The organism is Stenotrophomonas sp. YIM B06876 (genome assembly GCF_030711595.1).
Lineage (GTDB): Bacteria > Pseudomonadota > Gammaproteobacteria > Xanthomonadales > Xanthomonadaceae > Stenotrophomonas.
Genome location: NZ_JAUJUJ010000013.1, coordinates 20320 through 46519, shown reverse-complemented (window position 1 = coordinate 46519; position 26200 = coordinate 20320). Strand labels below are relative to the sequence as shown.

Annotated in this window: 24 protein-coding genes and 1 pseudogene; 12 read left to right on the top strand and 13 right to left on the bottom strand. The window is 66.5% G+C overall.

All coding sequences use genetic code 11. The features are described 5' to 3' along the window. Positions 1-10: 10 nt before the first annotated feature. Entirely contained in the window at positions 11-1849 is a 1839-nt protein-coding gene (ilvD, locus tag QZH66_RS07580) for a dihydroxy-acid dehydratase (RefSeq protein ID WP_305805344.1), read from the top strand. Here ilvD and QZH66_RS07575 read toward each other — a convergent pair whose 3' ends face one another. After that, a complete protein-coding gene (locus QZH66_RS07575; protein ID WP_305805343.1) occupies positions 1850-2863 on the bottom strand; it encodes an integron integrase in 1014 nt (337 codons plus the stop codon). A 185-nt stretch (positions 2864-3048) separates the two neighbouring features. On the opposite strand from QZH66_RS07575, the gene QZH66_RS07570 reads away from it, so the two are divergent. After that, positions 3049-3489 carry a hypothetical protein gene (locus QZH66_RS07570; protein ID WP_305805342.1) on the top strand — a complete coding sequence of 147 codons (441 nt, stop codon included), beginning with the start codon at positions 3049-3051 and terminating at the stop codon, positions 3487-3489. Positions 3490-3980: 491 nt separating this feature from the next. Then, a complete protein-coding gene (locus tag QZH66_RS07565; protein WP_305805341.1) occupies positions 3981-4544 on the top strand; it encodes a DUF4339 domain-containing protein in 564 nt (187 codons plus the stop codon). Between the two features lie 65 nt (positions 4545-4609). Here the strand turns inward: QZH66_RS07565 and QZH66_RS07560 are convergent, their stop codons facing one another. Next, the gene (locus QZH66_RS07560) at positions 4610-5593 is read right to left on the bottom strand and encodes an IS30 family transposase (protein WP_305805340.1); all 984 of its coding nucleotides are present in this window, start codon (positions 5591-5593) and stop codon (positions 4610-4612) included. 392 nt (positions 5594-5985) lie between these two features. Between QZH66_RS07560 and QZH66_RS07555 the strand changes: the two genes are divergently transcribed. The 5 genes from QZH66_RS07555 to QZH66_RS07535 all read left to right on the top strand — a co-directional run bounded on the left by QZH66_RS07555 (position 5986) and on the right by QZH66_RS07535 (position 9342). Beyond that, positions 5986-6399, top strand: a complete 414-nt coding sequence (locus tag QZH66_RS07555; RefSeq protein WP_305805339.1) for an MAPEG family protein — start codon at positions 5986-5988, stop codon at positions 6397-6399. 70 nt (positions 6400-6469) lie between these two features. Further along, positions 6470-6823, top strand: coding sequence for a DUF3147 family protein (locus QZH66_RS07550; protein ID WP_305805338.1), 354 nt, complete (start codon positions 6470-6472; stop codon positions 6821-6823). 232 nt (positions 6824-7055) lie between these two features. Then, on the top strand, positions 7056-8363 hold the full coding sequence (locus tag QZH66_RS07545; protein WP_345783837.1) for an amino acid permease: 1308 nt from the start codon (positions 7056-7058) through the stop codon (positions 8361-8363). A gap of 70 nt (positions 8364-8433) precedes the next feature. Then, positions 8434-9027, top strand: a complete 594-nt coding sequence (locus QZH66_RS07540; RefSeq protein WP_305805336.1) for a YdeI/OmpD-associated family protein — start codon at positions 8434-8436, stop codon at positions 9025-9027. A gap of 51 nt (positions 9028-9078) precedes the next feature. Further along, positions 9079-9342, top strand: coding sequence for a hypothetical protein (locus QZH66_RS07535; RefSeq protein ID WP_305805335.1), 264 nt, complete (start codon positions 9079-9081; stop codon positions 9340-9342). A 15-nt stretch (positions 9343-9357) separates the two neighbouring features. On the opposite strand, the gene norR is transcribed toward QZH66_RS07535, so the two are convergent. Continuing rightward, positions 9358-10911 (bottom strand): nitric oxide reductase transcriptional regulator NorR, encoded by a 1554-nt coding sequence (gene norR, locus QZH66_RS07530; protein WP_305805334.1) that lies wholly within the window; start codon positions 10909-10911, stop codon positions 9358-9360. Positions 10912-11059: 148 nt separating this feature from the next. Between norR and hmpA the strand changes: the two genes are divergently transcribed. Further along, positions 11060-12241, top strand: coding sequence for an NO-inducible flavohemoprotein (gene hmpA / locus QZH66_RS07525; RefSeq protein WP_305805333.1), 1182 nt, complete (start codon positions 11060-11062; stop codon positions 12239-12241). A gap of 134 nt (positions 12242-12375) precedes the next feature. After that, complete coding sequence (locus tag QZH66_RS07520; RefSeq protein ID WP_305805332.1) at positions 12376-12756, top strand: DUF1761 domain-containing protein; 381 nt, start codon at positions 12376-12378, stop codon at positions 12754-12756. 50 nt (positions 12757-12806) lie between these two features. Here QZH66_RS07520 and QZH66_RS07515 read toward each other — a convergent pair whose 3' ends face one another. The 4 genes from QZH66_RS07515 to aroE all read right to left on the bottom strand — a co-directional run bounded on the left by QZH66_RS07515 (position 12807) and on the right by aroE (position 16709). Further along, on the bottom strand, positions 12807-13223 hold the full coding sequence (locus QZH66_RS07515; RefSeq protein ID WP_305805331.1) for a hypothetical protein: 417 nt from the start codon (positions 13221-13223) through the stop codon (positions 12807-12809). Positions 13224-13298: 75 nt separating this feature from the next. Beyond that, positions 13299-15398: an ATP-dependent DNA helicase DinG gene (gene dinG / locus QZH66_RS07510; RefSeq protein WP_305805330.1), complete on the bottom strand. Its 2100-nt coding sequence runs from the start codon at positions 15396-15398 to the stop codon at positions 13299-13301. Between the two features lie 77 nt (positions 15399-15475). Continuing rightward, entirely contained in the window at positions 15476-15835 is a 360-nt protein-coding gene (locus tag QZH66_RS07505; protein WP_305805329.1) for a hypothetical protein, read from the bottom strand. Positions 15836-15860: 25 nt separating this feature from the next. Continuing rightward, positions 15861-16709, bottom strand: coding sequence for a shikimate dehydrogenase (aroE, locus tag QZH66_RS07500; RefSeq protein ID WP_305805328.1), 849 nt, complete (start codon positions 16707-16709; stop codon positions 15861-15863). Positions 16710-16769: 60 nt separating this feature from the next. Here aroE and QZH66_RS07495 point away from each other — a divergent pair. Next, positions 16770-17649 (top strand): annotated as a pseudogene (locus QZH66_RS07495) (TolB-like protein). Between the two features lie 15 nt (positions 17650-17664). Here QZH66_RS07495 and QZH66_RS07490 read toward each other — a convergent pair. The 3 genes from QZH66_RS07490 to QZH66_RS07480 all read right to left on the bottom strand — a co-directional run bounded on the left by QZH66_RS07490 (position 17665) and on the right by QZH66_RS07480 (position 19574). Beyond that, positions 17665-17934, bottom strand: a complete 270-nt coding sequence (locus tag QZH66_RS07490; RefSeq protein WP_305805327.1) for an SHOCT domain-containing protein — start codon at positions 17932-17934, stop codon at positions 17665-17667. 4 nt (positions 17935-17938) lie between these two features. After that, positions 17939-18928 carry a porphobilinogen synthase gene (hemB, locus tag QZH66_RS07485; RefSeq protein WP_305805326.1) on the bottom strand — a complete coding sequence of 330 codons (990 nt, stop codon included), beginning with the start codon at positions 18926-18928 and terminating at the stop codon, positions 17939-17941. Positions 18929-19325: 397 nt separating this feature from the next. Beyond that, positions 19326-19574 (bottom strand): hypothetical protein, encoded by a 249-nt coding sequence (locus QZH66_RS07480; RefSeq protein WP_305805325.1) that lies wholly within the window; start codon positions 19572-19574, stop codon positions 19326-19328. Between the two features lie 165 nt (positions 19575-19739). Here QZH66_RS07480 and QZH66_RS07475 point away from each other — a divergent pair, with 165 nt between their 5' ends. Next, positions 19740-20162 carry a hypothetical protein gene (locus tag QZH66_RS07475; RefSeq protein ID WP_305805324.1) on the top strand — a complete coding sequence of 141 codons (423 nt, stop codon included), beginning with the start codon at positions 19740-19742 and terminating at the stop codon, positions 20160-20162. Positions 20163-20309: 147 nt separating this feature from the next. Here the strand turns inward: QZH66_RS07475 and QZH66_RS07470 are convergent, their stop codons facing one another. From QZH66_RS07470 to QZH66_RS07460, 3 genes are all read right to left on the bottom strand, one after another. Beyond that, positions 20310-22106, bottom strand: coding sequence for a DUF885 domain-containing protein (locus QZH66_RS07470; protein WP_305805323.1), 1797 nt, complete (start codon positions 22104-22106; stop codon positions 20310-20312). A 722-nt stretch (positions 22107-22828) separates the two neighbouring features. Continuing rightward, a complete protein-coding gene (locus QZH66_RS07465; protein WP_305805322.1) occupies positions 22829-25057 on the bottom strand; it encodes a S9 family peptidase in 2229 nt (742 codons plus the stop codon). A 68-nt stretch (positions 25058-25125) separates the two neighbouring features. Further along, the gene (locus QZH66_RS07460; RefSeq protein ID WP_305805321.1) at positions 25126-25818 is read right to left on the bottom strand and encodes a glutathione binding-like protein; all 693 of its coding nucleotides are present in this window, start codon (positions 25816-25818) and stop codon (positions 25126-25128) included. Positions 25819-26200: the final 382 nt, after the last annotated feature.

Genomic DNA, 26200 nt, shown 5'->3' with positions numbered 1-26200 from the left:
AGAAGTTCCCATGCCCGATTACCGTTCGAAAACCTCCACTGCCGGCCGCAACATGGCCGGCGCCCGCGCCCTGTGGCGCGCCACCGGCATGACCGATGGCGATTTCCACAAGCCGATCATCGCCATCGCCAACTCCTTCACCCAGTTCGTGCCCGGCCACGTGCACCTGAAGGATCTTGGCCAGCTGGTGGCCCGCGAGATCGAACGGGTCGGCGGCGTGGCCAAGGAGTTCAACACCATCGCGGTCGATGACGGCATCGCGATGGGCCACGACGGCATGCTGTATTCGCTGCCCAGCCGCGAGATCATCGCCGACTCGGTCGAATACATGGTCAACGGGCATTGCGCCGACGCGCTGGTGTGCATTTCCAACTGCGACAAGATCACTCCCGGCATGCTGATGGCGGCGCTGCGGCTGAACATTCCGGTGGTGTTCGTCTCCGGTGGGCCGATGGAAGCGGGCAAGACCAAGCTCGGCGGGCAGAAGCTCGACCTGATCGATGCGATGGTGGCCGCCGGCGATGAGAACATTTCCGACGAGGAAGTCGCGGCGATCGAACGCAGCGCCTGCCCCACCTGCGGCTCATGCTCGGGCATGTTCACCGCCAACTCGATGAACTGCCTGACCGAAGCGCTGGGGCTCGCCTTGCCGGGCAACGGCACCGTGCTGGCCACCCATGCCGATCGCGAGGCGCTGTTCCTCAAGGCCGGCCGCACCGCGGTGGAACTGTGCCACCGCTGGTATGGCGGTGAAGACGCCAGCGCGCTGCCGCGCAACATCGCCACCTTCGAAGCGTTCGAAAACGCGATGATGCTGGACATCGCCATGGGCGGCTCGACCAACACCATCCTGCACCTGCTGGCCGCCGCGCAGGAGGCGGAGGTGGCCTTCGACCAGCACGATATCGACCGCCTGTCGCGACGGGTGCCACAGCTGTGCAAAGTGGCGCCGAACACACCCAGATACCACATGGAAGATGTGCACCGCGCCGGCGGCATCCTCGCCATCCTCGGCGAACTGGCCCGGGGCGGCCTGCTGCATACCCACGTGCCGACCGTGCACAGCAGGACGCTCGGCGATGCCATCGCGCAATGGGACATCACCCAGACCTCGGATGCAGCCGTGCACCGCTTCTACCGGGCCGGCCCGGCCGGCATCCCCACGCAGGTGGCTTTCAGCCAGGCCACGCGCTGGCCGACGCTGGATACCGACCGCGCCGAGGGCTGCATCCGCGACGTGGCCCATGCGTTCTCGCTCGAAGGGGGCCTGGCGGTGCTGTACGGCAATCTCGCCGCCGATGGTTGTGTGGTGAAGACCGCGGGCGTGGACGAATCGATCCACGTGTTCGAAGGCAGCGCCCGCGTCTTTGAGAGCCAGGACGCCGCGGTAAAGGGAATCCTTGGCAACGAAGTGCAGGCCGGCGATGTGGTCGTGATCCGCTACGAAGGGCCGAAGGGCGGTCCCGGCATGCAGGAAATGCTGTATCCGACCAGCTATCTGAAATCCAGAGGACTGGGCAAGGCCTGCGCATTGCTGACCGATGGCCGCTTCTCCGGTGGCACCTCGGGGCTGAGCATCGGCCACTGCTCGCCGGAAGCGGCCGCCGGCGGCAGCATCGGCCTGGTCCGCGACGGCGACCGGATCCTGATCGACATTCCACAACGTGGCATCAACCTGCTGGTTGCGGAGGACGAACTGGCAGCGCGTCGCGCCGAACAGGACGCCAAGGGCTGGAAGCCTGCCGCCGCACGCCCGCGCAAGGTGAGCACCGCACTGAAGGCCTATGCGCTGCTGGCTACCAGCGCCAACAAGGGCGCGGTGCGCGACAAGGCGCTGCTGGACGGCTGATCAGATCCCTCCCGGCAGCCGGTCCAGTGGACTGAGCAGGCCGCCGGCGCCCCGTCCCAGCACATGCGTATAGATCTGCGTGGTGGCCACATCCTTGTGCCCGAGCAATTCCTGCACGGTGCGGATGTCGTGCCCGGCTTCGAGCAGATGGGTGGCAAAAGAGTGTCGCAGCGAATGGCAGGTGGCCGGCTTGGCGATGCCGGCGTTGCAACGCGCCACCTTGACCGCCCGTTGCAGCGCCTCCTCGCTGGCATGATGGCGGCCGGCCCTGCCGCTGCGCGGATCGGTGGAAACCTTCGCCGAGGGAAACAGGTATTGCCAGCCCGGCTCGCGGTCGGCCTGCGGATACTTGCGCGCCAGCGCGTTCGGCAGATACGCGCGGCCACCGCCCGCCTCCAGATCCGCAGCGTGCAGCAACAACGCCCGCTCGCGTTGCCGCAACAGGCGCTCGCGCAGGGACTCGGGCAACGGCACGCGCCGGTCCTTGTCGCCCTTGCCGCTGCGCACGCAGATTTCGCGCCGGGCGAAATCGACATCCTTTACCCGCAAGCGCAGGCATTCCATCAAGCGCATCCCGGTGCCGTACAGCAACCGCGCCATCAGATCCAGATTCCCCTCCGGCATCGCCGTCAGCAGCCCCAGCACCTCCTCCGGCGACAGCACCACCGGCAACCGCCGCGGCCGCTTGGCACGGACCAGCTCCTCCATCCACGGCAGATCAATGTCCAGCACCTGGCGATACAGGAACAGCAGTGCCGACAGCGCCTGGTTCTGCGTAGCTGCCGATACATTGCCCTCGGTCGCCAACCCGGAGAGAAAGGCTTCCACTTCCAGCGCGCCCATCTCCGAGGGATGGCGCTTGCCGTTGGCCAGGATGAACCGCCGGATCCAGCCGAGGTAGGCCTGCTCGGTGCGGATGCTGTAGTGCCGCACCCGTATCTGCTGGCGGACCTGATCCAGCAAGCGGGGCCGGTTCTGTGCTGTTACACCGGTTCTCAGGGGGGTGTAATCCATATGGCGTCATCCTTACGGCCTAATACCGCAAGCCTGACCCAGCATCCGCCCCACCGCAGCCAGCCAAATCATTGGTTCTGCGTAGGATTTTTCCGATTCCAACCCCGCTCCAGAGACGGCATACTCCGGACATCACCGCAATCAGGCGGTCCAATAAGTCTTAGGCGCCAAAAGAGACATCGTCGATGGATGACCGAGTCAAAAAGCTTAAAACCCCAGAAGAGTGCGATACTTTCGCTCGTAACGCGCTAGCGCAAGGCCGCCCGGATCTTGCAGCTGAGGCTAGGCAGCGAGCAATCGAGTTGCGCGCAGCTTCGTATGGCGCAGCCTCTGAGGCAGAGCGTGAGTGCCTGGAAGCAATTTATGCCTATGAGGAGATACTCTTCGACAAACACGGCAAACGCGTTAAAGCATCGCGCACTTGGCAAATGATCAAACGTCGCGGAATCATTGCTGCTATTGAACAGGCGGTAGATCGCCCAGACGGTACCGCTGGCTTTACTGCACTCAAGAACGTTGGGCTGGAGAACTTTGCATTCGAGGCGGTAATTCTTCGCCACGCAGTGCTTTTCTCAGAGAGTGCGGTAGAGCGTTCTCGTCAGCGTATGGCGCACTTACTTTGTTAACCTGCGGCGCCTAACAACGGCGATGCCGTCGGAGGGGAAGTCTCCTTTTTACTCATTCAAGCCGACGTTGCTATCGCAACGCGGCTTAATTCAAGTGTTAGGCCGTGTGCAAAAGCATTTCGGGTGGTTGTTACTTCGGTAGGTGTGCGGTCGTTTTCCGGTCAGCTCCGGCTCGCAATATCAACCGGATTCGCAATCGGGTCGGTCACGGCTTCGGCTTATCGCTTCATTGGTCCGCTGCGCTTGGCTTTGTTGGCTTCGGGCGGCAATTCGCATCACGCATTTCCGGGCAGGCCCCATCCCGCAACTTGTGGCAAGCTCGGCTAGCGGCAATGATCTCGGTGCGCACAGCAATAATCCGTGCGCACCGGGCATCACTGCCTAACCAATCATTCAAGCCGACGCCGTTCCACGGCGCGGCTTAATTCAAGCGTTAGGCATCGCGCGGCCGCCTTGAAGTGCCGGGCATAAGAAAAAGCAGGGGGAAAAGCATGAGTGAAGAGCAAGTAGCTACCGAAAATCAGTGGTTCTATGAGGAGAACGGGCAGCGAAAAGGGCCAATTCTAGAGAATGAGTTCGTCAAATTCATCAAGGCGTCGACTGTTTCGCAAGGAACGCCCGTCTGGAAACAGGGCTTCCCGGATTGGATGAAGCTTGAAAACACGGAGTTGCGCGGTCACCTGAACACTCATTTGCCACCCCCTCTCTCGGGAGAACACATCAGCAATTCTGTTGTTTGGGTGCTCGCTTTCGCTCCATTCATCGGTTACTTCATGGAGTGGATCGTTGCTGGAGCGCTGAGTGGCGGCAACGAAGTTGTGGCGCAAATCGCAATGGATGGAAGTAAATACTGGTTCGTCACCCTGGCATTGAATATTGCGCTATCCATCTTTGATGAGAAACGCCTGAGAAAGGCCGGACATAACACCGATAAATTTAAAGGCATGGTCTGGCTCGTGCCGGTTTATCTTTATCAGCGTGCTAAAGCGACCAAGCAGTCACTTGCGTACTTCATTGTATGGATTGTGTGCTTCGTGCTTGTGCTCCTCGCCTAACTGGATAGGTGGGCGGCAACCAATGTAGCGTTTCCCGCCCGCCATCCTCGAAAGCGATGGGTGAATTAACACGCGAAGTGCAACACCCCGAGTAGTTCTTCGAGTCGCTCGATCGGGGTCTTGTAGTCATAGCGTTTCCTGGGCCTGTTGTTGAGCTTGTGGACGACGGCGTCGCAGTGGCCTTGCCGCACTTTGGCAAGGCTTCTTCGTTTGGGAAAGTACTGCCACAGCAAACCGTTGAAGTTCTCGTTGCTGCCACGCTGCCACGGATGATGCGGATAGGCGAAGTAGCAACGGATGTCTGCAGCTTGCTCAAGTTCCTTGTAGCCGTGGAACTCGGTGCCGTTGTCCCAGGTGATTGTCTTGAAGGGCAGGCCGCTTTCGCGGATCAGCTTCAGCGCGGCCCGGTTCACCGCAGTCGTAGTGCGATGCGGCAACTTCGCGACCAGGGCCAGGCCGGTGCTGCGCTCCACCAGGGTCAGCAGGCAGTCGCGTTCGCTGGCCGCGCCCATGACCGTATCGCCCTCCCAGTGACCGACTTCGTCGCGGCTCTCGACGGCCTCAGGCCGGGTGTCGATCATCGGCTTGCCCTGCAGTCGGCCGCGTTTCTCTGGGCCAAACGTGCGTTTTCGGCGGCGCTTGCGGCCCTGGCGTAGGCAGTTGCGCAGCGTGCCACCGCGCCTGGCATCGCTGCGCACGTGGCGATAGATGGTCATGTGGCTGATCGTGGCCAGGCTGTTGTCGGCCAGCCAGTTCGCGATCTGCTCGGGACTCCATTGCTCACTGCGTAGCAGCTCCTCGATGGCCGCGAAAATACCGGGGTCATGCTGCTTCATGCGCCGGGAGCGTCGCCGCCGACCGTTGGTTCGCTCCTGGGCTTTGCTGGGTCGGTAGGCGCCGTCGGTGGCGTGGCAAGCGTTGCGCCGTAGCTCACGACTGATCGTGCTCGGGTCGCGGCCCATTATTCGGGCGATGGCGCGGCCGGTGAGGCCGTGGCGATTGAGGACGCCCAGCGTGTATCTTTCACCTTGGGTGAGCTGGCTGTACATGAAGGATCGTCTCTTGCCGGAGAAGTCCTCCCCAGTCTGCCAGCTCACCTTCTCCTTTCGGCGCGGCGCGGGTGGTGCACTTACTTTGTTAACTCGCGAGGCGTCCACTTTTTCGAAGGAAGTCCCACCATGAAAAATGACGACTATGGGTTCCCGGCAAAGCGCTATGGCTCATAGCAGCGTTCTTCGTCCTTCCACCCGCCAAGAACACTGCCGCTTTCACGGGTGCAACCTGGGCGGTAATTCTTGTGCTCGTTTTTGTCTGCTGGCTCAAGGGTGAGCGGCCAATCTGGCGCTGGGGCAAGTAGATACCGACTTGCCATTCGTTCAAGGCGTCGCCGCCTTGCGGCTCGCCTCAACTCAAGCGTCAGACCACACCAGAGAGTGTCGCCATGACTTCTCCAAGCTCGATCGCGTTGACCGGCTTCATCACTTGGGCACTGCTTCTCCTCGTGCTGATGGAAGTCATTCGCGCACAGCTTGTGCTGCGGGGCAAAGTCGCGGCAAACGGCTTCACTCCAGACAATGCGGCCTTGTCACCTTTTATGCAGCGCCTAGCCAGGGCGCATGCCAACTGCGTCGAGAGCCTGCCTGTTTTTGGCGGTCTCCTGCTTGTTGCCATCGCCACGGGTCGGTCCTCCATCACCGATCTCCTCGCCTATCTTTTCCTTGGCAGTCGGGTATTCCAGTCACTCGTGCATCTGGCCTCGCCAAGCCCTGCCGCAGTTACGATTCGCTTCACGGCCTTTACCGTACAGATGGCAATAGGGTTGTACTGGGCCTTCATGCTATTGGCATCGGTGTGAGGCCTGACAATTCAGGCCGAAGCCGCTTCGCCGGTCGGACTGAGCGGCAGGCCCGCTTGGAGAACAGAATATGGGCTGGCTGATCACAAAGTACCTGCTCACTGCCGTTGTGGTGGTCCTGGTGTCGGAGGCAGCCAAGCGAAGTGACAGGCTCGGCGGGTTCATCGCTGCGCTGCCGCTGGTGACATTCCTTGCGCTGATCTGGCTCTACGTTGAGAAGCAGCCGCAAGCCAGGATTTCCAACCACGCGTGGTACACGTTCTGGTACGTGGTGCCGACCCTGCCCATGTTCCTGGCGTTCCCGTTCCTGCTGCCCCGCCTCGGCTTCTGGCTTACCATGCTGGCCAGCGCTGGAATCACCGCAGTTTGTTTCGGGCTGTTCGCGTTGCTGGTCCGCCAGTTCGGCGTGCAACTGCTGCCATGAGCGGGCCCACCAGGTCATTCAAACCGGGCCGCCACCGGCGCAACGGATAGGGAAGCCGCGTTGCCACCGGCCCCTGCCCTTGGGCACGGTCTAACAGCCAATGGGACGCGGTATCGTGTGAGCCCGCTTGAATCGAGTTGATCCGATGCTTCCAGACCGCGTCCACGCCGTACCCGTTTCCGACGATTCGCAGCCGCGGCTGGAGCGCGCGCTCAAGCCGCGCCAGCTGATCATGATGGGGCTGGGCAGCGCGATCGGCGCCGGCCTGTTTCTCGGCTCGGGGGTGGGCATCCATGCGGCCGGCCCGGCGGTGCTGCTGTCCTACCTGGTGGCCGGCGCGCTGGTGATCATCGTGATGCATGCGATGGGGGAAATGGCCGCAGCCAAGCCGGCCAGTGGCGCGTTCTCGGTATATGCCGCCGATGCGATGGGGGCGACCGCCGGTGCCACGGTCGGCTGGTTGTGGTGGGCGCAGCTGGTGATCGTGATCGCCGCCGAGTCGGTGGGTGCCGCCGGATTGCTGGCAACACTATGGCCGCAGCTCTCGGTGCCGCTGACCTCGCTGACCTTCATGCTGCTGTTCACCGCCATCAACCTGATGGGGGTGAAAAATTACGGCGAGTTCGAGTTCTGGTTCGCGATCCTCAAGGTTGCGGCGATCATCGGCTTCATCCTGATCGGCGCGGCGCTGCTGCTGGGCTGGCTGCCCGATGCACCGTCGCCCGGCCTGTCGAACCTGCTGGGCCACGGCGGACTGATGCCCAACGGCTGGGGCGGTATCGGCGCGGCGCTGCTGGTGGTGGTGTTCGCCTTCGGCGGCACCGAGATCGTGGCGGTGGCGGCGGCCGAAACCCAGGATCCCGAGCGCAGTCTGGCGCGGGCGATCCGCACCGTGGCCTGGCGCATCCTGGTGTTCTATATCGGTTCGATCAGCGTGATCGTCGCCGTGGTGCCGTGGGACAGCAAGGCGCTGAAGTCACCGTTCGCCGCGGTGCTGGAGGTGGCCAACATCCCCGGCGCGGCAACCGCGATCACGCTGATCGCGGTGATCGCGTTGCTGTCGGCGCTCAATGCCAACCTGTATGGCGCCTCGCGCATGATCTATTCGTTGGCCAACCGCGCCGAAGCGCCGCGGCTGCTGGCACGCACCAGCCGCCAGCAGGTGCCGGTGATGGCGGTGGGGGCCAGCGTGGTGTTCGGTTTTGCCGCCACCGTGCTGGAACTGCTGTTCCCCGAGCGGGTGCTGCCGGTGCTGCTCAATGTGGTGGGCTCGACCTGCCTGCTGGTGTGGACGATCACCCTGGTGTCGCAATTGATCCTGCGCCGCCGCGCTGACCGCGCGGGTACGGCGCTGCCGTTCCGCATGGCCGGCTTCCCGTACCTGACGGTGCTGGCGCTGGCGATCCTGGCGCTGATCTTCGGGCTGCTGCTGAGCACGCCGGATACCCGCATGCAGTTCCTGTCGATGGCGGCGCTGACCCTGGCCATTGCGGCGGCCTGTGGCATTGCGCGACGGCTGCGGGGCGTGCAGCCGGCCTGAGTGACGGGTGGGCTTGTTTTGGAGCGTAACTGGCGGCAGGCTGCCGCCTTTGCGAACGGTATTCCAGCCCATGTGCCGCCATGACCCGCGCATCGACGCCTATATCGCCCACGCGGCGACCTTCGCCCAGCCACTGTTGCGCGCCATCCGCCAACGCGTCCACCAGGGCTGCGGCGAGGCCACTGAAGCGATCAAGTGGGGGATGCCGGCATTCCTGTATCGCGGCAAGCTGCTGTGCACCATGGCCGCGTTCAAGCAGCATGCGGCGCTCGGCCTGTGGCAACGCGACAACGTCGGCGGTACGGCGCGCAGCGACGACGGCATGGGCCAGTACGGTCGCCTGACCGGCCTGCAGGACCTGCCAGACGAGGCTGAATTCACCCGGCAACTGGCGCAAGGCATGCAGCGCATCGACGCCGGCACAGCGGTGCGCAAATCCACCCCGCGGCCGGCGCTGGCCATGCCGGCGGACTTTGCCGCCGCGTTGCGGGCCGCGCCTGCCGCACAGGCCACCTTCGACGGCTTCGCACCCGGCTACCGGCGCGACTATCTGGAATGGATCCTGGAGGCCAAGCGCGACGCCACCCGCCAGCAGCGCATCGCCCAGGCCGTGCAGTGGCTGGGCGAAGGCAAGCGCCGGCACTGGAAACATGAAACGCGGTGAATCCATGCCACGCTGACCATCCCCTCTTTCCCCCACGATCGATACGCCGCCATGAACGCGCTTGAAGACCTGATCCAGCAAGCCATCGACCCCTCCCTGGTCAAGCCGGAAGGCACCCTGACCCAGCCGCCCTCGTTCGGGGTCTACCTGATCGAAGACACCACCGATGGCAGCCGCCACTACCGCTTTGGCAGCCACCCGGTACGGATGCAGGAGCTGGAGGCCCGGTTCGGCAACTGCGAGCTGGAGTACCTGTTCCTGTCCGGCGCCACTGCCGCCGCGATGAGCAGCGCACTCAACCTGCTGGAACGATGAGCGGCGTGGCCACGCTCATTTCAGTCCCAGGCGCTTGGCCAGCCGGCTGAGGTTGGCCCGGTCCATACCGAGTTCGCGCGCGCTCTCGCTCCAGCTGCCGTTATGCCGCTCCAGGCTGCGGGCAATCTGCCGGCGCTGGAAATCCTCCACCGACCTGCGCAGATCGCCCGCGGCCGGCACGTCCGCGGCGTCGCTCGCTGGGGAGGTCGGCGCGAGGGTGGCGGGCAGCAGTTCCAGCACGTGTGCATCGACACTGAGAATGCGCGGCCGTGCTTCACCGCTGGCAGCCAGCGCGCGCAGTACCGCGCGGCCCACCAGATGCTCCAGCTCGCGCACGTTGCCCGGCCAGTCGTAGGCCAGCAGCGCGGCCTGTGCATCGGCGGTCAGGCGAAGACTGCGCAGGCCCATGCGGGTGCGCGTTTCTTCCAGGAAGTAGCCGGCCAGCAACAGCACGTCATGGTCGCGTTCGCGCAGTGGCGGCACCCGCAGCGGATAGGCGCCGAGCCGGTGATACAGATCGGCGCGGAAACGCCCTTCGCGGACCGCCGCTGCAAGATCCAGATTGGTCGCGGCAATCACCCGCACGTCCACGTGCTGCTCGCGGTCCGAGCCCACCCGCTGCAGCTGGCCGCTCTGCAATACGCGCAGCAGCTTGGCCTGGCTGGCCAGCGGCAGCTCACCCACTTCGTCCAGGAACAGGCTGCCGCCATCGGCCAGTTCGAACTTGCCGCGGCGATCGCCCACCGCGCCGGTAAAAGCGCCACGCACATGGCCGAACAGTTCGCTTTCCACCAGCGAATCGGGCAACGCCGCGCAATTGATCACCACCATCGGCTTGTTGCCACGCGCGGACTGGTGATGGATGCCGCGGGCCACCAGTTCCTTGCCAACCCCGGTTTCGCCGGTGATCAGCACGCTCAGATCGGTGGGCGCGACCAGCGCCACTTCCTTGCGCAGCGCCTTGAACGCGCGGCTTTGCCCGACCACTTCCGGTGGCAGGTGCTGGCCGGCCGCCTGGCGCCAGGTTTCAGCCACGCGCTGCTGCTCGCCGAGCTGGGCCGACAGCGCGCCGATGCGCTCGCCGGCCTTGACCGTGGCGGCGGCCAGGCTGGCAAACGCCTCCAGGCGGTCGCACTCGGTCTGCCCGAACTGCGAGGGGTTGAGCGCATCCATGGTCAACAGCCCCCACGGGCGGTCGTCGATGTACAGCGCGCAGCCCATGCAGTCATGCACCTGGAGGTGGCCGGCGACGGATTCGACCAGACCGTCGTAGGGATCGGGCAAACCGCAATCGGCGGCGAAGCGCACCGTGCCCTGGCCCTGCATCACCGCAGCCAGCCGTGGGTGCTGGTCCAGACGGAAGCGCCGGCCCAGCGTGTCCGGGCTCAGGCCTTCCACCGCCAGCGGCACCAGCTGCTCCCCGTCCAACCGCAACAGCGCCACCGCATCGCACGCCAGCAAGCGCCGCAGCACCCGCAGCAAGCGCCGGTAGCGCTCGCCTTCGGGCAAGTCCCGTGACAGGTCATCGACCAGCGGAATGATCGCGGCCATGAAGGGATTGCGCGTCATTTCGACACCACAGAGTCACAACGACCCATGGGAATCGGGGTCATTACGACACGTGCAGGAGGTAACACATTGATTTTCATGAGACGCAACAGTGGCACGGAACGTGGAATAGAAAAGGGTACTCCTGAAGCCTGAAGAGAAACACGCAATGCTCAGCCCCACCCAACGCGACCTGATCAAAGCCACCATCCCGCTGCTGGAAACCGGCGGCGAAGCCCTCACCACCCATTTCTACGGGCTGATGCTGACCGAGAACGAGCAGGTGCAGCCGTTGTTCAACCAGGCCCACCAGGCCAGCGGCAACCAGGCCCGGGCCTTGGCCAACGCGGTGCTGATGTACGCCAGGCACATCGACCGGCTGGAGGCGCTGGGGCCGCTGGTCGGGCAGATCGTCAACAAGCACGTCGCCCTGCAGGTGCTGCCCGAGCACTACCCGATCGTCGGCCATTACCTGCTGCGCGCGATCCGCGAGGTGCTGGGGCCGGAGGTGGCGACCGACGAGATCCTCGATGCGTGGGGCGCGGCCTACCAGATGCTGGCCGATATCCTGATCGGCGCCGAGGAATCGGTCTACGCGGCCAATGAAAGCGCACCGGGCGGCTGGCGCGGCGCGCGTGCCTTCCGCGTCGCCGACAAGGTGCGCGAGAGCGCCGAGATCGTCTCCTTCCACCTGGTGCCGGCCGACGGCAGCGCGGTGGTGGACTTCACCCCGGGCCAGTACATCGGCATGAAGCTGGTGCTCGAGGGCCGCGAAGAGCGGCGCAACTACTCGCTGTCGCGCGCGGCCGATGGCGTGGGCTACCGCATCAGCGTCAAGCAGCAGTACCAGGGCAAGGTCTCTAACCATCTGCACAACCAGGTGCAGGTCGGCGACACACTGGAACTGTTCGCGCCGGCCGGCGACTTCACCCTGCAGGTCAGCGACAAGCCGCTGGCGCTGATCAGCGCCGGCGTCGGCATCACCCCGACCCTGCCGATGCTGGAACAGGCGCTGGCCAGCGGCCGCCAGGTGCATTTCATCCATTGCGCGCGCAACGGCCAGGTACACGCATTCCGCGAGCTGATCGCCGAGAAGCAGAAGCAGCACCCGCAGCTGCGCAGCTACACCTGCTACAGCGAGGCGCTGCCGGGCGATGCGGCCGACGCCGAAGGCTTCCTCTCGCGCGAACTGCTGGAACAGTGGCTGCCGGCCGAGCGTGACCTGGACGCCTATTTCCTCGGCCCCAAGCCGTTCATGGCGCAGGTCAAGCAGCTGCTGCGCGATGTGGGCGTGCCGGAAGCGCAGAGCCACTACGAGTTCTTCGGCCCGGCCGCGGCGCTGGAAGCCTGACCGGCGCGCGGCAATAGCAAAGCGGGGACAGAACCGGCCGGTGGCTATCCACCGGCCTTTTTTGTGCGCGGTGGCGCCAGCGGCCACGCACCCGGCTACGATGCGCGAAACATCCGCTCCGGGGGGAGAACACTATGAACATCTATGCCGTACTGGTCGCCGCTGTTTCCAGCTTCCTGCTGGGCGGGCTGTGGTATTCGCCCGCGCTGTTCGGCCGCGCCTGGAACCGCGAGAACGGCGGGCAGGTACCACCCGGGCATCCGGGCAAGGTGTTCGGCGTGGCCTTCGTGTTCTCGCTGCTGGCGGCATTCACCTTCGCCTGGCTGCTCGGCCCGCAACCGGAACTGCGCAAGGCGCTGCTGGTGGGCGCGGTGGCCGGCTTCGGGCTGGTCGCGGCCAGCTTCGGCATCAACTACCAGTTCGCCCAGCGCAGCTTCACCTTGTGGCTGATCGATGGCGGCTACCACACCGCGCAGTTCGGGCTGTTCGGGCTGATCCTGGGGTTGTGGCACTGACAGGCGCTGTTGCGGTCGTTGCGCGAGCGTTCCAGCACCCCGGCGGGTGATCAGCCCAGATTGGCCCGCAGCCAGCGCTCGACCGTCACCCGCGTGCCCAGCTTGGCCGGAACCTCCAGCGGCATCACCCGCGCGAAGCTGTCGGCCTGGCGAATGAAGGCCTGCTTGGCCACGCGCTGCGCCTGCTGCACGCCGGACTGCTGCCGGCGCAGCTGCACGATCTGCAGCGACGGCCGGCCCGGCGGGGCGAACTTCTGGTAACGGCGCAGCTCATCGGCCACCAGCGCGACATCGGCCTCGCGTTGCAGCAGTGCCTGCCCGGCCTGCAGCAGCTGTTCCAGCGCCAGCCCGCGCGCGTCCAGATCGCCGTCCGCGTCGAACAGCGCCAGCGGCGCCAGCGCCGGATCGTGCTGCTGCAGACGCTGCAACTGCAGCGCCCAGGGAAAGGTGGCGATGAAATCGGACATGCGGGCCGGATGCGAGGGAGGGCGGCGCACTGTACGGGCTGGCGCCGGCCCGCACCAGTCACAGCGCCGGCAGGCTCAGCCGATCACGCGCTTGAACGGCGGCAGCGCGTCGAGGATGCGCTTGCCGTAGCGGCGGGTCAGCAGCCGCGAGTCGAGGATGATCACCCGCCCGGTATCGGTCGAGGTACGGATCAGGCGGCCGGCGAACTGGGTCAAGGTGCGCAGCGCGTGCGGGATCGCGATCAGGTTGAACGAGTTCAGCCCGCGGCTTTCGAACCATTCGCTCAGGGTCGAGGTCTGCGGATCGGTCGGCACCGCGAACGGCACCTGGGTGATCACCACCGTGGTGCAGGCCTCGCCCGGCAGGTCCAGGCCCTCGCCGAACGAGTTCAGACCGAACAGCACCGAGCCTTCGCCTGCCGCGGTACGCCGCAGGTGCTCGTCGATCATCTTCTGCTTGGCGGTTTCGCCCTGCACCAGCACCTTTTTGCGCAGCGCGGCCGGCATCAGCTCGGCCACCTTTTCCATCTTCCAGCGCGAGGTGAACAGCACCATGCTGCCCTTGTCCCAGTCCAGCCCGCTGACCAGGTATTTGGCCACTTCCTTGGGATGACCGTCGCGGTCATCCGGGGTCACCGGAAACGGCGGCACGATCAGCTCGGCCTGGTTGGGCAGGTCGAACGGCGAGGCCAGCGACACCATTTCAGCCTCGTCGGGAATGCCGTTGTCGATCGCCAGCGACTGGAAATCACCGCCGCCGGTCAACGTGGCCGAGGTCATCACCACCGAGTCCACTTCGTCCCACAGCAGCTTGCGCAGCACATGCGCGGCGGAAATCGGCGAGCAGTGCAGGACCAGGTCGCCCTCGCGCGACAGCGTGATCCAGCGCGCCATCGGCGGCAACCCCGGCTTGTCCTCGCGGCGCCAGCCGGCCCACAGGCTGTCCTGCTGTTCGATCATCTCCAGCGCCATACCCAGATTGCGTTGCAGCCGCTCGCGCCCGGCATCGTCGGGCTTGCCCTTGGCCACCAGCGCCACCGCCGCGGTGGCCCAGTTGAACAGCGTGCGGGTTTCGTCGGCCAGCTCCTCCACTGCCGGCATCCAGTCCTCCGGCAGGCGGCCGTTGGCGGCGCGCCATAGCGGCTGGTGCTCGGACGGCTCCGGCTTCCAGGCCTGGTCGATGGCGGCGTGGAACGCCTTGAGCAGCTTGCCGACCCGCGCCGCCGATTCGATCGCCTCGTTCGGCAGCAGGTTGCCGATCCTGTCCTTGTCCACCGCGCGGTAGGCGCCGGCAATCAGGATCTGCAGGCGGCCGTTGCGCTTGGCCATCTCGTCCAGCGCCAGGCTCGCCGCACCCTGGTCGATGGCGACGTTGCCGATGTGATGGCCTTCGTCGAGCACCAGCAGCATGTCGCCGGGCGGGGCGATCAGCGGCTGGCCGTTGTCGCTCTCGCCGATGGACAGCGCCGACAGCAGCAATGCGTGGTTGGTGACGATGATCTGCGCATCGCGCACGTCGCTGCGCGCGCGCAGCACCGCGCATTGCGCCGAATACGCACAGCGGCGCCCGGCACAGGCCGAAGCCGGCGTGGTGATGCGCATGCGCAAGGTGGCCGAAACAGTCTCCGGCGCATTGTCCAGATCGCCGTTCCACTTGCCGTCGATGAAAGCCTTGGTGAGCTTCTCGGCGGTATCCATCTCGATCGGCGCCAGCGGCCGGTCGTACAGCGGCGCCTCGTCGCCGAACATGCCTTCCTGCGCGCCCTCGCCCTGGGCCTCGGCGGCGTTGCGGGTGCACAGGTAACGGGTGCGGCCCTTGGCCAGCGCCACGGTGGCCTGCATACCGGTGTTCTTCAGGAAATTGGGGATGTCGCGCTCGACCAGCTGCGACTGCAACGCCACCGTGCCGGTGCTGATCACCAGCTTCTTCCTGCTGGCCAGCGCAATCGGCACGCCGGCGGTCAGATACCCCAGGCTCTTGCCGACCCCGGTCGGTGCTTCGACCACACCGACGCCGCCGGTGGCCAGCGCGCGCGCGACCACACCGATCATCTGGCTCTGCGAACGGCGCGTGCTGAAACCGGGCGTGTTGGCCTGCAGCTTGGCGTAGGCGTCGCGGATGCCGGCCTTCAGTTCCTCGGTCAACGTCCGCGGTGCTTCCACTTTTTCGGTCACGCCAATGTGCTGCCTGCTGCGATCAAGGCCGGCATTTTCTCATGCCCGGCCCGTATTCACCGAACCGCGCCCGTTCCTCAGCGCGGCGCAGCCCCGGCGGCCGCGCCACGCAGCGCCCGGACCAGCGCCCAGGCCAGCAGCACGATGCCCAGGGCTTCGCACAGCGACAGGATCACATGGCCCAGGCCCAGCAGATGATTCCAGCCGCTGAGCGCGGAAAACGCGCCATTGGCGACCAGCAGCAGCGGCGTCACCGTCAGCAGCCCGCCCAGCATGGTGGTGGCCAGCAACAACGACAGTGCCGCCAGCGCCGCCGTGCGCACCTTGCCGCGCGGCGTGTCCAGCAGCATCACCAGTGCCACCCCGAGCGCGATCAGCATCGGCAGGCGATAGCCGATCGAGGTCAGCAGGGCGGCCAGCAGGTCGGTTTCGCTCATGAACCGTACGTTCCCCGTGCCGGGCTCAGTCGCCCGTGACCAGCGTGGCCGCACGCTCGCGCAGTTCGGCATACACCGGGTCGGTTTCCGGGCGCATGCCATGCCATTGCTGGAAGCTCTCGGCCGCCTGTTCCACCAGCATGCCCAGCCCGTCGAAACTGTTGCGGCAGCCGGCCGCGCGGGCCCACGCCAGGAACGGGATCGCCGCCTCGCCGTAGTTCAGGTCCACCGCGGTGGTCATGCTGTTGACCAGCGACAGCGGCAGGTTGAAGGAGGCGCCGGGGTCGCGCCCGAGCGAGGTCGCATTGACGATCAGCTCGAAGTCGCCCTCATTGCGCAGGTCATCCCAGTAACGCGACACCGCGCGGCCCGGTTCGCCCATCGCATCGGCCAGCGCGTCGGCGCGGTCGGGCGAACGGTTGACCACCACCAGCTCGAGGATGCCGGCATCCAGCAGCGCCGGAGCCACGCCGCGGGCGGCGCCGCCAGCGCCGAGCAGCAGCACCCGGCGGCCGCGCAGGTCCAGGCTGTTGCGGCCGGTCAGGTCGCGCACCAGGCCGATGCCGTCGGTGTTGTCGCCATGCCAGGCCGCGCCCTTGCGCAGCAGCGTGTTCACCGCACCGGCACGCTGCGCGCGCGAGGTGGTGGTGGTGCACAGCGAAAACGCCGCTTCCTTCAGCGGCAGGGTCACATTGGCGCCTACCCCGCCGTCGGCGGCAAAGGCCTCCAGCGCCGCGGCAAACTGTTCCGGCGCCGCTTCGATGGCGCGGTAATCCACGTCGATTCCCTGCGCCTTGCCGAACGCGGTCTGGATCCACGGGGACTGCGAATGGATGACTGGCTGGCCGAAAACAGCGTAGCGTGGGGCGCTCATGAGGAACCTCTGCGTGACCTAGACTGGGGATGCGATTTCGCTGCAGAAACGGAACTATCCATGCGGACCCGGTCCCTGCTGCTCGCGCTGAGTGCGAGTCTACTCTGTACACCGTCGGCATCGGCACTGTCCGAATTCGGCATTGAAGGCATGGGCGTGGTATCCACCCCGGCCAACGAACGCGGCGCCAGTATCGCCGCAGATGGCAGCTGCATCGTCTGGGCCAGCGACCGTGCCGGCGGCAAGGGCGGCTGGGATCTGTGGCAGGCGCAACTGATCGACGGCCGCTGGCAACAGCCGCAACCGCTGGCGGTAAACAGCAGCGCCGACGAGAGCGATCCGTTTTTCAGCGCCGACGGCCGCTGGCTGTACTTCGCGTCCAACCGCGCGGGCGGTGCCGGCGGCTTCGACCTGTACCGCGCCGCGGTGACCGCCGATGGCGGCATCGGCCCGGCGCAATCGCTGGGCGGAAACGTCAACGGCCGCGGGGACGAGCGCGCGCCGGTGCTGGACAGCGGCAGCCTGCGGTTGCTGTTCGCCAGCAACCGGGCGCGGCGAAGGCGGCATGGACCTGTGGCAGGCACGCTGGGATGGCCACGGTTTCAGCCAGGTGAGCGCGCTGCCCGGGGCCAATAGCGCGGCCGACGAATACAGCGCAGCGTGGCTGGTGGATGGCCGCGGGATCGTCATCGCGCGCGGCCAGGCGTCCGGTGCCACCCAGCTGTGGCTGGGCCAGTGCCATGGCGGCGGCTACCGCGACCTGCAGCCGCTGCGGCTGTCGTTCAACCACGCCGACGGCCAGACCCTGGCCCCGGCCGTGGACCAGAGCACGCCGGCGGAACTGCTGGTGAGCGGCAGCGCACCGGCACCGAGGGCCGGCAAGCTGGACATCTACCGGATGCGGGCGCAGGCGGCGAGCGGCGACAACAGCTGCCGCTGACCGGCCGCGCCGTGGTCAGGGCGTGTGGATCAGCGCCGCACGCCGCGTTTCATACTCGGCTTCGCCGATCACCCCGCGCTGCTTCAGGTCATTGAGTTCACGCAGCTGCGCATCGATCGCCGGCGGCAACGGCGCTTCCCGTTGCAGCCGCTCGGCGGCCGAGTGCAGCGGGGCCGGACGCCGCGCGGCGCGCACCACCGCCCGCACCAGCAGGCCGATCATCAGCGCGAACAGGCTGGCGCCACACACCCACACCACCCACTGGAACAGCATCACGCCACCCATCGCCTCAGCCCTCCCGCAGCCAGCGCGCGATCTGCGGCGCGTAATAGGTCAGCACGCCATCGGCGCCCGCCCGCTTGAACCCGATCATCGTTTCCATCACGCAGGCGCGCTCGTCCAGCCAGCCGTTGAGCGCGGCCGCCTTGAGCATCGCGTACTCGCCGCTGACCTGGTAGGCGAACGTCGGCACGCCGAACTCCTGCTTCACCCGGCGCACGATATCCAGGTACGGCATGCCGGGCTTGACCATCACCATGTCGGCCCCTTCCTGCAGGTCCAGCGCGATCTCACGCAGGGCCTCGTCGCCATTGGCCGGATCCATCTGGTAGGTCTTCTTGTCGGCCTTGCCGAGGCTGGCCGAGCTGCCAACCGCATCGCGGAACGGGCCGTAGAACGCCGAAGCGTACTTGGCCGAGTAGGCCATGATGCGCACGTTTACGTGCTGGTCGGCATCCAGTGCGCGGCGGATGGCGCCGATGCGGCCATCCATCATGTCCGAGGGCGAAACGATATCGACCCCGGCATCGGCATGCGACAGCGACTGCTTGACCAGCGCCTGCACGGTGATGTCGTTGAGCACGTAGCCCTTGTCATCGATGATGCCGTCCTGGCCGTGGGTGGTATACGGATCCAGCGCCACATCGGTCATCACCCCGAGCTCGGGGAAACGCGACTTCAGCGCACGCACCGCCCGCTGCGCCAGCCCGTTTTCCTCCCACGCCGCGGCCGCATCCAGCGACTTGCCGGCCGGGTCGATCACCGGGAACAGGTCGATCACCGGGATCCCCAGCTCCAGCGCCTGTTCGGCCTCGCGCAGCAGTTCGTCGATCGACAGCCGCTCCACGCCCGGCATCGAGGCGATCGGCGCGCGGCCGCCCAGCTCGTGCACGAACACCGGCCAGATCAGGTCATCGGTGGTCAGCGTGTTTTCGCGCATCAGCCGGCGCGAGAACTCGTCGTGGCGCATGCGGCGCGGGCGGTAATGGGGATGGCTCATGGTCGGACTCCAGCAGACGGACAACAGGGGTTGGTGCAGCCGGCAGCCTTGCGGCGGCGGCGGCTCGGACAGCGGGCAGTGGCCCAGGCTGTCGAGCAGATCGGTTCCCACGATGCGCATCCGCACCGGGCCGCAGATGATCGGACTCCAGCCCGGGCGGCAGCAACCCGCGGGCCCGCCAGGCGCAGATCGACCCCACCCGCCCCGGCAGCGTGGACGCCACCGCCGGCACGATCGAACCGCGGGGGGGAGCCGCTGTCGCCCGCCGGGGAACGTGGTCGAGTGATCATCGGGACAAATACGGCCTTTGACAGGTCAACCGGGCGCCGGGAAACGCCCCGGTAGTCACCCCCATTCTACCGCCTTGCGCCCGGTGGCCATGGCTGGCGCGCGGACGTCAGAGGATGCCGCCGCCCAGACTCAGGCGGATCACCCCGACCACGATCACAAGACCGTTGAGCAGCAGCCCGGTCTTGGCGCGGCCACGCTTGCTGGCATGGGTGAACAGCACGCCGATGGCGGCGATGATCGCGCCCACCGCGGCAAACGGGATCAGGAACCAGTTGCCCCAGCCCAGCAGCGGGATGAAGGCCAACACCATCCACAGCAACGCCACGATGCCCCACACCAGACTGATCAACCCCATGCCGCTCTCCCACCGTTGGTCCAGCCCGCACGATAGCCTGCAAACGCCACCTTGCAAGCCGGCTGCCGCCGTCACGTGGACAGGGCTACCATGCCGCCAGCAGTTCGCGGCCGATTCAGTGAATGCCGCGGATCATCCGCATTCAACCAGAACAGGGGTGTTGCCATGAAGTTCCGCCTCGTCATCGCATTGGGACTGGCCCTGCTGGCCGGTGGCTGTGCCAGCACGTCCAAGGTCATGCTCGGCCAGGCACGCGCGCCGGTCGATCCGGCCGTGGTGCAGATCTACTCCACGCCCCCGGTCGGTTCGGTGGAAATCGCCCAGCTTGAATCGGCCAGCGCGGTCGGCTTCGGCACCCAGGGCCAGACCGATGCCGCCATCGCCCGGCTCAAGCGCGAAGCGGCGGCATTGGGCGCCAACGGCGTGATACTGATGGGCGTCGGCTCGGGCGGCTCGCCGGTCGGCATGTCGGTCGGCGCCGGCAGCTTCGGCCGCCACAGCGCCGGCGGCTTGAGCGTGGGCATCCCCACCCAGCAGAAGCGCGCGGCCGGGGTGGCGATCTGGGTACCGCCGGGCGCTGGCAAGTAAGCGTCCCTGCAATGCCCACATAAAAGGGCGCCGCAAGGCGCCCTTTTCCACTTTCTCCTTGTCCCGGCGCCGGCACCCGTTCGACCTGTATCGATCTGACGGCAGCTGCCGCGAAGATGCGGAGTCCGGATGCCGGTGTCTTCGCACCTACTTGCGACGCTGCGCCGGCACGAACACCTCGTTGACCGCGGTGGCCAGCTGGTCCGGCGGCAGCAGACCCTGGTCGAGCAGGAAGTTGTTGAACGCCAGCCGGTCGAATCTGTCGCCCAAGGCCAGCTCGGTCTGCATGCGCAACTCCATGATCCGGGTGTAGCCGTAGAAGTAGCTGCAGGCCTGGCCCGGCGCACGCACGGTGTAGCGGTCCAGCTCCTGGGTGGCCATGGCCTCGGACAGGCCCACGCCCTCCACCAGCAGCTTGCGTGCCCGCTCACGGTCGGTCTGGCCGAGATTGAGCGCCGGGTCGAGCATCGCCCGGGCTGCGCGCAGCAACCGGAACTGCAGGGCGATCATCTGCCCGTCCAGCGGTTCGAACGGCACCATCTCGGCTTCGGCATACAGCGCCCAGCCTTCCACGTTGACCGAGTTGAAGGCGAACAGCGTGCGCGCCAGCGAGATGCCGCGTTCAACCATCGCCGCGAACTGCAGGTCATGGCCGGGGCGGCCTTCATGCGCGCTGAGCGTCCACGCCGCCGAGCCGAAGTTGAAGTCGTCGTACTGCGCCTCGGCGCCGGCCGCGGGGTTGCCCAGCGGCAGCACGAAAGTGCCCTGCTGGCCGGTGTTGCCCACCAGCGGCGGTGGCAGGTAATGCGGCGCAGGCGAGGCGGCGCTTTCGGCGGCACTGCCCAGACGCATCTGCAACGGTCGCTGCGGCACATCGACGATGCGCTGCTGGCGGATGACCGGGTCGATCGCATCGATCACGCCGCGGTAATGCGCTTCCAGCTGGTCGTTGCCGATGGTGGCGTGCTTCAGCGCGCGGATCACCGCGGCGTAGTCGGTGTTGTCGGCCACCTTCAGGCCTTTGGCCTGCACCACCAGCGGTGCCAGCTGGCGCATCATCGCGCGGGTCTCCATGTATTCGAGCTGGGCGCGCTGCATCAGCAGCGCCGGGTCGATGTCCACGCCCACCTGCTTGAGCTGGAAGGCGTAGAGCTCGGCCGGCAGGCGGGTGTCGCTGCGCGCCTGCGGCAGCACCTCCTGCCGGGTCCAGGCGATGTAGTCCTTCATCTGCGTGGACAAGCTGGCCAGTGCCGCCTCGGCGCCCTGGATACCGTATTTGGCGAACAGTTTGCCAATGCCATCGATGTAGGTATCGACATTGGCCAGCGCCTGCTCGACCTCGATCCGGGTCGGCTGCAACAGTCCCGGAGTGCCGCTTTTTTCCTCGTAGCGCTGGCGTGCCAGTGTGGCCATCGGCTGGCTGCCCGGCGCCTGGCCGAGATAGGCCTTGAGCCGGTCCAGCGCCTTGGCCCGGCGCGCCGCCGACACCTGGTCGGAGAGCAGGCCGTTGAGCCCGCTGAACACCGTCTGCGGCACGTCCACCCACGGCATCAGGTGCTGTTCGTCGAGCGTGCTGCCCTCGATGTCGCGGCCGGCGGCGGCGATCATTATTTCCAGATCCTGGCGCACGTTGGGATCGCGTTCGAGCTGCAGCTTTTCCTGCAGCTGCGCACGCGCCTTCGTCATCGCCGCACGATAGCGTCCGGTGTGGTCCGGACCGAGGTCGGCCACCTTGTCGTCGTAGCCGGGCACTCCGAAAAAGCTGGCCATCTCCGGCTGGAACGGCGCCTGTGCCCTGAGCAGGATCTGCGCCAGTTCGTTGCTGTGCGCGACCCACGCCGGCGCTGCCGGGTGGGCCTTGGTGGTGGCCACCGGCGCGGCGTGGACAAGCGAGGGCGAGGGCAGCGCGAGGGCCAGGGCGACAGCAAGGACAAGCGGCTTCATGGGTCACGATTCCTGCGGAAGATGCCGTGACCCTACGCAGTCAACGGCACCGCAACAAGCGTGCGCCGCGGCGGCCTGCGGCTTTCCCGAGGCAGCGGCGCCAAGCTGCCGTAGCGGTGTCAGATGCCATAAGTCGGAGGTCGGAGGTCGGAGGTCGGAGGTCGGAGGTCGGAGGTCTGCCGTCCGCCGTGCAGCCAGCAGCCAGCAGCCAGCGACCTTCCCAGCTGCACGCCCCGAACGGGCGCCGGGACACCGCTTCCCCCGCCTGCGGGGAAGCTGCCCGCAGGGCAGATGGGGGAGCTGTTTGCACACAAGCCGGAGCGCGCCCTCATCCGGTGCTCCGCACCACCTTCTCCCACGTGTGGGAGAAGGGCGGGATACCTCATCGATGGTGAGGCCTGGCGGGCCTTGCCGGCACTGAGCCCTGATCTGCGGTTGCGGTCAAATGATCATGGCCATCGTCAAGCCGTTAAAGCTGGGAGTCAGGAGTCAGCGGCCAACGGCCTGCGACAGTCACAACTGTCCGCGTCGAACGGGCGCCGGGACACCGCTTCCCCCGCCTGCGGGGGAAGCGGCCCGCAGGGCAGATGGGGGGAACTGTTTGCACACAAGCCGGAGCGCGCCCTCATCCGCTGCTCCACACCCCCTTCTCCCACGTGTGGGAGAAGGGCGGGATACCTGATCGCCCGCGTGCAAGAAGGGACGCGGGCGCCGGGCTTACTTCATTCCGGCTGCAGACAACGGCCCAGGAACGCTTCGGCCATGCGGTAGCGGTGCAAGGCGTTGGCGCCGGACAGGCCGTGCTTGGCGCCGGGATAGGTCATCAGTTCGAACGGCTGGCCGCGCTGCTGCAGCCCGCTCATCAGCGCGGTGGAATTGCTGAACAGCACGTTGTCATCGGCCATGCCATGGATCAGCAGCAGTTTGCTGGTCAGGCCATCGAGATGGGTGGCGATGCGCGCTTCGCGGTAGCCGGCCGGGTTGGCGGCGGGCAGGTCCATGTAGCGCTCGGTGTAGTGGGTGTCATACAGGCCCCAATCGGTGACCGGGGCGCCGGCCACGCCACAGGCGTACTGGTCCGACGCCTTGGCCAGCAGCATCAGGGTCATGTAGCCGCCGTTGGACCAGCCCTGCACGCCGATGCGACGGCCATCCACCCATGGCTGGCCCTTCAGCCATGCCACGCCCTTGAGCTGGTCGGCCACTTCCACCGTGCCCTGCTTGCCGTACAGCGCACCGCCGAAGTCGCGGCCACGGCGCGGGGTGCCGCGGTTGTCCAGCGAGAACACCACGTACCCGTGCTGGGCCAGATACTGGTTGAACAGGTGGTCGCCACGGCCGGGCCAGCTGTCGGTGACGGTCTGCGAGGCCGGTCCGCCGTACACGTACACCACCACCGGATACCGCTTGGCCGGGTCGAAACCTTCCGGTTTGATCAGGCTGTAGTGCAGCGCGGTCTTGCCGTCGGCGGCGGTCAGCGTGCCGTATTCGACCGGGCGCTGCGCGTCGCGGTATTTGGCGTACGGATGCCTGGGATCGGCCAGGTTGTTGTCCAGCAGCGTGGCGATCTTTTCGCCATTGGCACGGTACAGCTCGATCTGCGGCGGGGTGGTGCTGTTGGACCAGGTGTCCACATAGACGCTGGCGTTGATGGCGAACGCGGCGCTGTGCATGCCGGGGCTGCGCGAGAGCTTGACCGGCGCACCGCCGGCCAGCGGCACGGCATAGAGCTCGCTGCGCAGCGGCGATTCGACGCCGGCGCGGAAGTAGGCGGTGCCGGCGTCCTCGTCCACCGCCAGCAGTTCGTCCACCGGCCAGTTGCCCGAGGTCAGCGCGGTGAGCTGCTTGCCGTCGGCGCTGGCCAGGTACAGGTGCTGGAAACCGCTGCGTTCGGAGGACCACACAAAGCGGCCGTCCTTGAGGAAGCGCAGGCTGTTGTGCAGCGGCACCCAGGTGCTGCCGGTTTCGGTGATCAGGGTGCGCTGCCGGCCGTCGGCAAGGCTGGCCTCGATCAGCTCCAGTTTCTTCTGGTCGCGGCTCTGGCGCTGGAAGGTCAGATGCTGCGGATCACGCCAGTTGACGCGGGTCAGGTAGATGTCGGTCTGCTTGCCCAGGTCCACCCAGTTGACCGCCGCACCGGCGTGCGGCGCCACCACGCCCAGCGTGACCAGCACGTTGGCATCGCCGGCGGCCGGGTACCGCTGCTCGATCATCTCCACCCGGTCGGCGTACATCTCATAGCGCTTCTGCACCGGCACTGGCGATTCATCGATGCGGGCGAAGGCGATCGCCGAATCGTCCGGCGCCCACCAGTAGCCGGTGTGGCGGTCCATTTCCTCGTCGGCGACGAACTCGGCCACACCGTTGCCGATGGTGGCGCTGCCGTCGCGGGTCAGCTGCAGCTGTTTGCCGCTGGCCAGGTCGATCACCCACAGGTTGCGCGCGCGCACGAAGCTGACGAAGCCGCCCTTGGGCGAGAGCTTGGCGTCGGTGCTGAAGCCTTCGCCGTGGGTGAGCTGGCGCACCGCCTCGCGGCCCTGCTTGCCCAGGTCGTACAGGTACAGCTCGCCGCCGAGCGGGAACAGCAGGGTCCTGGCATCCGGCGACCACTGGTAGTCGACGATGCCGGTCATCGCGGCGATGCGCTGGCGCTCGCGGCGGGCTTTCTCCTCGTCGCTGAGGGTCTCGGTGCCGGGCAGCACCACTTTGGAGTCCACCAGCAGCCGGGTCTGGCCGCTGGCGATGTCGTATTCCCACAGGTCCAGCTGGTTGCGGTCGCTGTCCTTGCCGCGCAGGAAGGTCACCCGCGAACCGTCGGGCGCCACCTTGGGCTTCATCAGCGTCGGGCCGGACAGCGGCGCGTTGCCGGTGATGGCCTCCAGGGTGAGTTTTTCGGCGTGGACGGCGGGAGTGGCGAGGATCATGGCAAAGGCAAGCAACAAGGGACGCATGGAATTCCTGTCATGGACAGCACGGATCGGGCCATCCTAGCCGAGCGCCCGTGTCCTTGCCCCTGCCGTCAGTCGCGCTTGCCGAACAGCTGCTGGCGTTCCTCGTCGCTGAGCGGCTTGCCGGCATCGGGATTGATGGTGGGCCCCAGCGCATAGGCCCGCTGCGTGGCCGGGCGCGCGGCAATGGCCTGGTGCCAGCGCTGCAGGTAGGGAAAAGCGTCGAAATCGACCGGCAGTTTGGCGTAGGCGCCGACCCACGGGTAACTGGCCATGTCGGCGATGCTGTACTCCTCGCCGGCCAGGTACTGGCTCTGCGCCAGGCGCCTGTCCATCACCCGGTGCAGCCGCCGCACCTCGCTGTCGTAGCGCTCGATGGCATACGGGATGCGCTCGGGGGCATAGACGTTGAAGTGGCCCATCTGACCGCTCATCGGCCCCAGCCCGGCCACCTGCCAGAACAGCCACTCCAGCGTGGCGGCGCGACCACGCAGGTCGCCGGAGATGAAACGGCCGGTCTTCTCGGCCAGGTACAGCAGGATCGCCCCGGACTCGAACAGGCTGACCGGTGCGCCGCCGCCAGCCGGGGCGTGATCGACAATGGCCGGCATCTTGTTGTTGGGCGAGATCGCCAGGAACTCGGGCAGGAACTGGTCGCCCTTGCCGATGTTGACCGGATGGATGCGGTATTCCAGCCCGCTCTCTTCCAGGAACAACGTGATCTTGTGGCCGTTGGGGGTGGGCCAGTAATAAAGCTCGATCATGGCGGAAGCTCCAGGGAACAGGCCTGGCAGTGTAGCGACGCGCCCTGTCTGGCAGGATCAACAGTGCCGGCCACCCGCGCCGTGGTCCGCCGCGCGGCGTGCCGGATCGACGGATGAGGATCCCCCCGCCTGCGGGCGAGCGGATAGGCAGCGGCGGCGAAACCTTCGGGCCGCGACTGCACCGCCACCGCCGTGCACCGATCCTGCAATAATGTGACGCAACGCACCTTTCCGGGCCATCATCCGGGTGCCCTCGTCCAGTGCGCTGTGGCAATGCTAGATTGCCGTTTCGCTCCTGGGGCGCCGACGTCGGGAAACGTCGTGCGCGGCAGCATCCACCGGGCAGCTCCAGTTCTTACGCTCCATCGATTCAAGGGGAAAT

Bases quoted from the DNA above. Each gene is read 5' to 3' on its own strand.
- ilvD (WP_305805344.1), top strand. From the start codon at position 11: ATGCCCGATTACCGTTCGAAAACCTCCACTGCCGGCCGCAACATGGCC.
- QZH66_RS07575 (WP_305805343.1), bottom strand. From the start codon at position 2,863: ATGGATTACACCCCCCTGAGAACCGGTGTAACAGCACAGAACCGGCCC.
- QZH66_RS07570 (WP_305805342.1), top strand. From the start codon at position 3,049: ATGGATGACCGAGTCAAAAAGCTTAAAACCCCAGAAGAGTGCGATACT.
- QZH66_RS07565 (WP_305805341.1), top strand. From the start codon at position 3,981: ATGAGTGAAGAGCAAGTAGCTACCGAAAATCAGTGGTTCTATGAGGAG.
- QZH66_RS07560 (WP_305805340.1), bottom strand. From the start codon at position 5,593: ATGTACAGCCAGCTCACCCAAGGTGAAAGATACACGCTGGGCGTCCTC.
- QZH66_RS07555 (WP_305805339.1), top strand. From the start codon at position 5,986: ATGACTTCTCCAAGCTCGATCGCGTTGACCGGCTTCATCACTTGGGCA.
- QZH66_RS07550 (WP_305805338.1), top strand. From the start codon at position 6,470: ATGGGCTGGCTGATCACAAAGTACCTGCTCACTGCCGTTGTGGTGGTC.
- QZH66_RS07545 (WP_345783837.1), top strand. From the start codon at position 7,056: ATGATGGGGCTGGGCAGCGCGATCGGCGCCGGCCTGTTTCTCGGCTCG.
- QZH66_RS07540 (WP_305805336.1), top strand. From the start codon at position 8,434: ATGTGCCGCCATGACCCGCGCATCGACGCCTATATCGCCCACGCGGCG.
- QZH66_RS07535 (WP_305805335.1), top strand. From the start codon at position 9,079: ATGAACGCGCTTGAAGACCTGATCCAGCAAGCCATCGACCCCTCCCTG.
- norR (WP_305805334.1), bottom strand. From the start codon at position 10,911: ATGACGCGCAATCCCTTCATGGCCGCGATCATTCCGCTGGTCGATGAC.
- hmpA (WP_305805333.1), top strand. From the start codon at position 11,060: ATGCTCAGCCCCACCCAACGCGACCTGATCAAAGCCACCATCCCGCTG.
- QZH66_RS07520 (WP_305805332.1), top strand. From the start codon at position 12,376: ATGAACATCTATGCCGTACTGGTCGCCGCTGTTTCCAGCTTCCTGCTG.
- QZH66_RS07515 (WP_305805331.1), bottom strand. From the start codon at position 13,223: ATGTCCGATTTCATCGCCACCTTTCCCTGGGCGCTGCAGTTGCAGCGT.
- QZH66_RS07505 (WP_305805329.1), bottom strand. From the start codon at position 15,835: ATGAGCGAAACCGACCTGCTGGCCGCCCTGCTGACCTCGATCGGCTAT.
- aroE (WP_305805328.1), bottom strand. From the start codon at position 16,709: ATGAGCGCCCCACGCTACGCTGTTTTCGGCCAGCCAGTCATCCATTCG.
- QZH66_RS07490 (WP_305805327.1), bottom strand. From the start codon at position 17,934: ATGGGTGGCGTGATGCTGTTCCAGTGGGTGGTGTGGGTGTGTGGCGCC.
- hemB (WP_305805326.1), bottom strand. From the start codon at position 18,928: ATGAGCCATCCCCATTACCGCCCGCGCCGCATGCGCCACGACGAGTTC.
- QZH66_RS07480 (WP_305805325.1), bottom strand. From the start codon at position 19,574: ATGGGGTTGATCAGTCTGGTGTGGGGCATCGTGGCGTTGCTGTGGATG.
- QZH66_RS07475 (WP_305805324.1), top strand. From the start codon at position 19,740: ATGAAGTTCCGCCTCGTCATCGCATTGGGACTGGCCCTGCTGGCCGGT.
- QZH66_RS07470 (WP_305805323.1), bottom strand. From the start codon at position 22,106: ATGAAGCCGCTTGTCCTTGCTGTCGCCCTGGCCCTCGCGCTGCCCTCG.
- QZH66_RS07465 (WP_305805322.1), bottom strand. From the start codon at position 25,057: ATGCGTCCCTTGTTGCTTGCCTTTGCCATGATCCTCGCCACTCCCGCC.
- QZH66_RS07460 (WP_305805321.1), bottom strand. From the start codon at position 25,818: ATGATCGAGCTTTATTACTGGCCCACCCCCAACGGCCACAAGATCACG.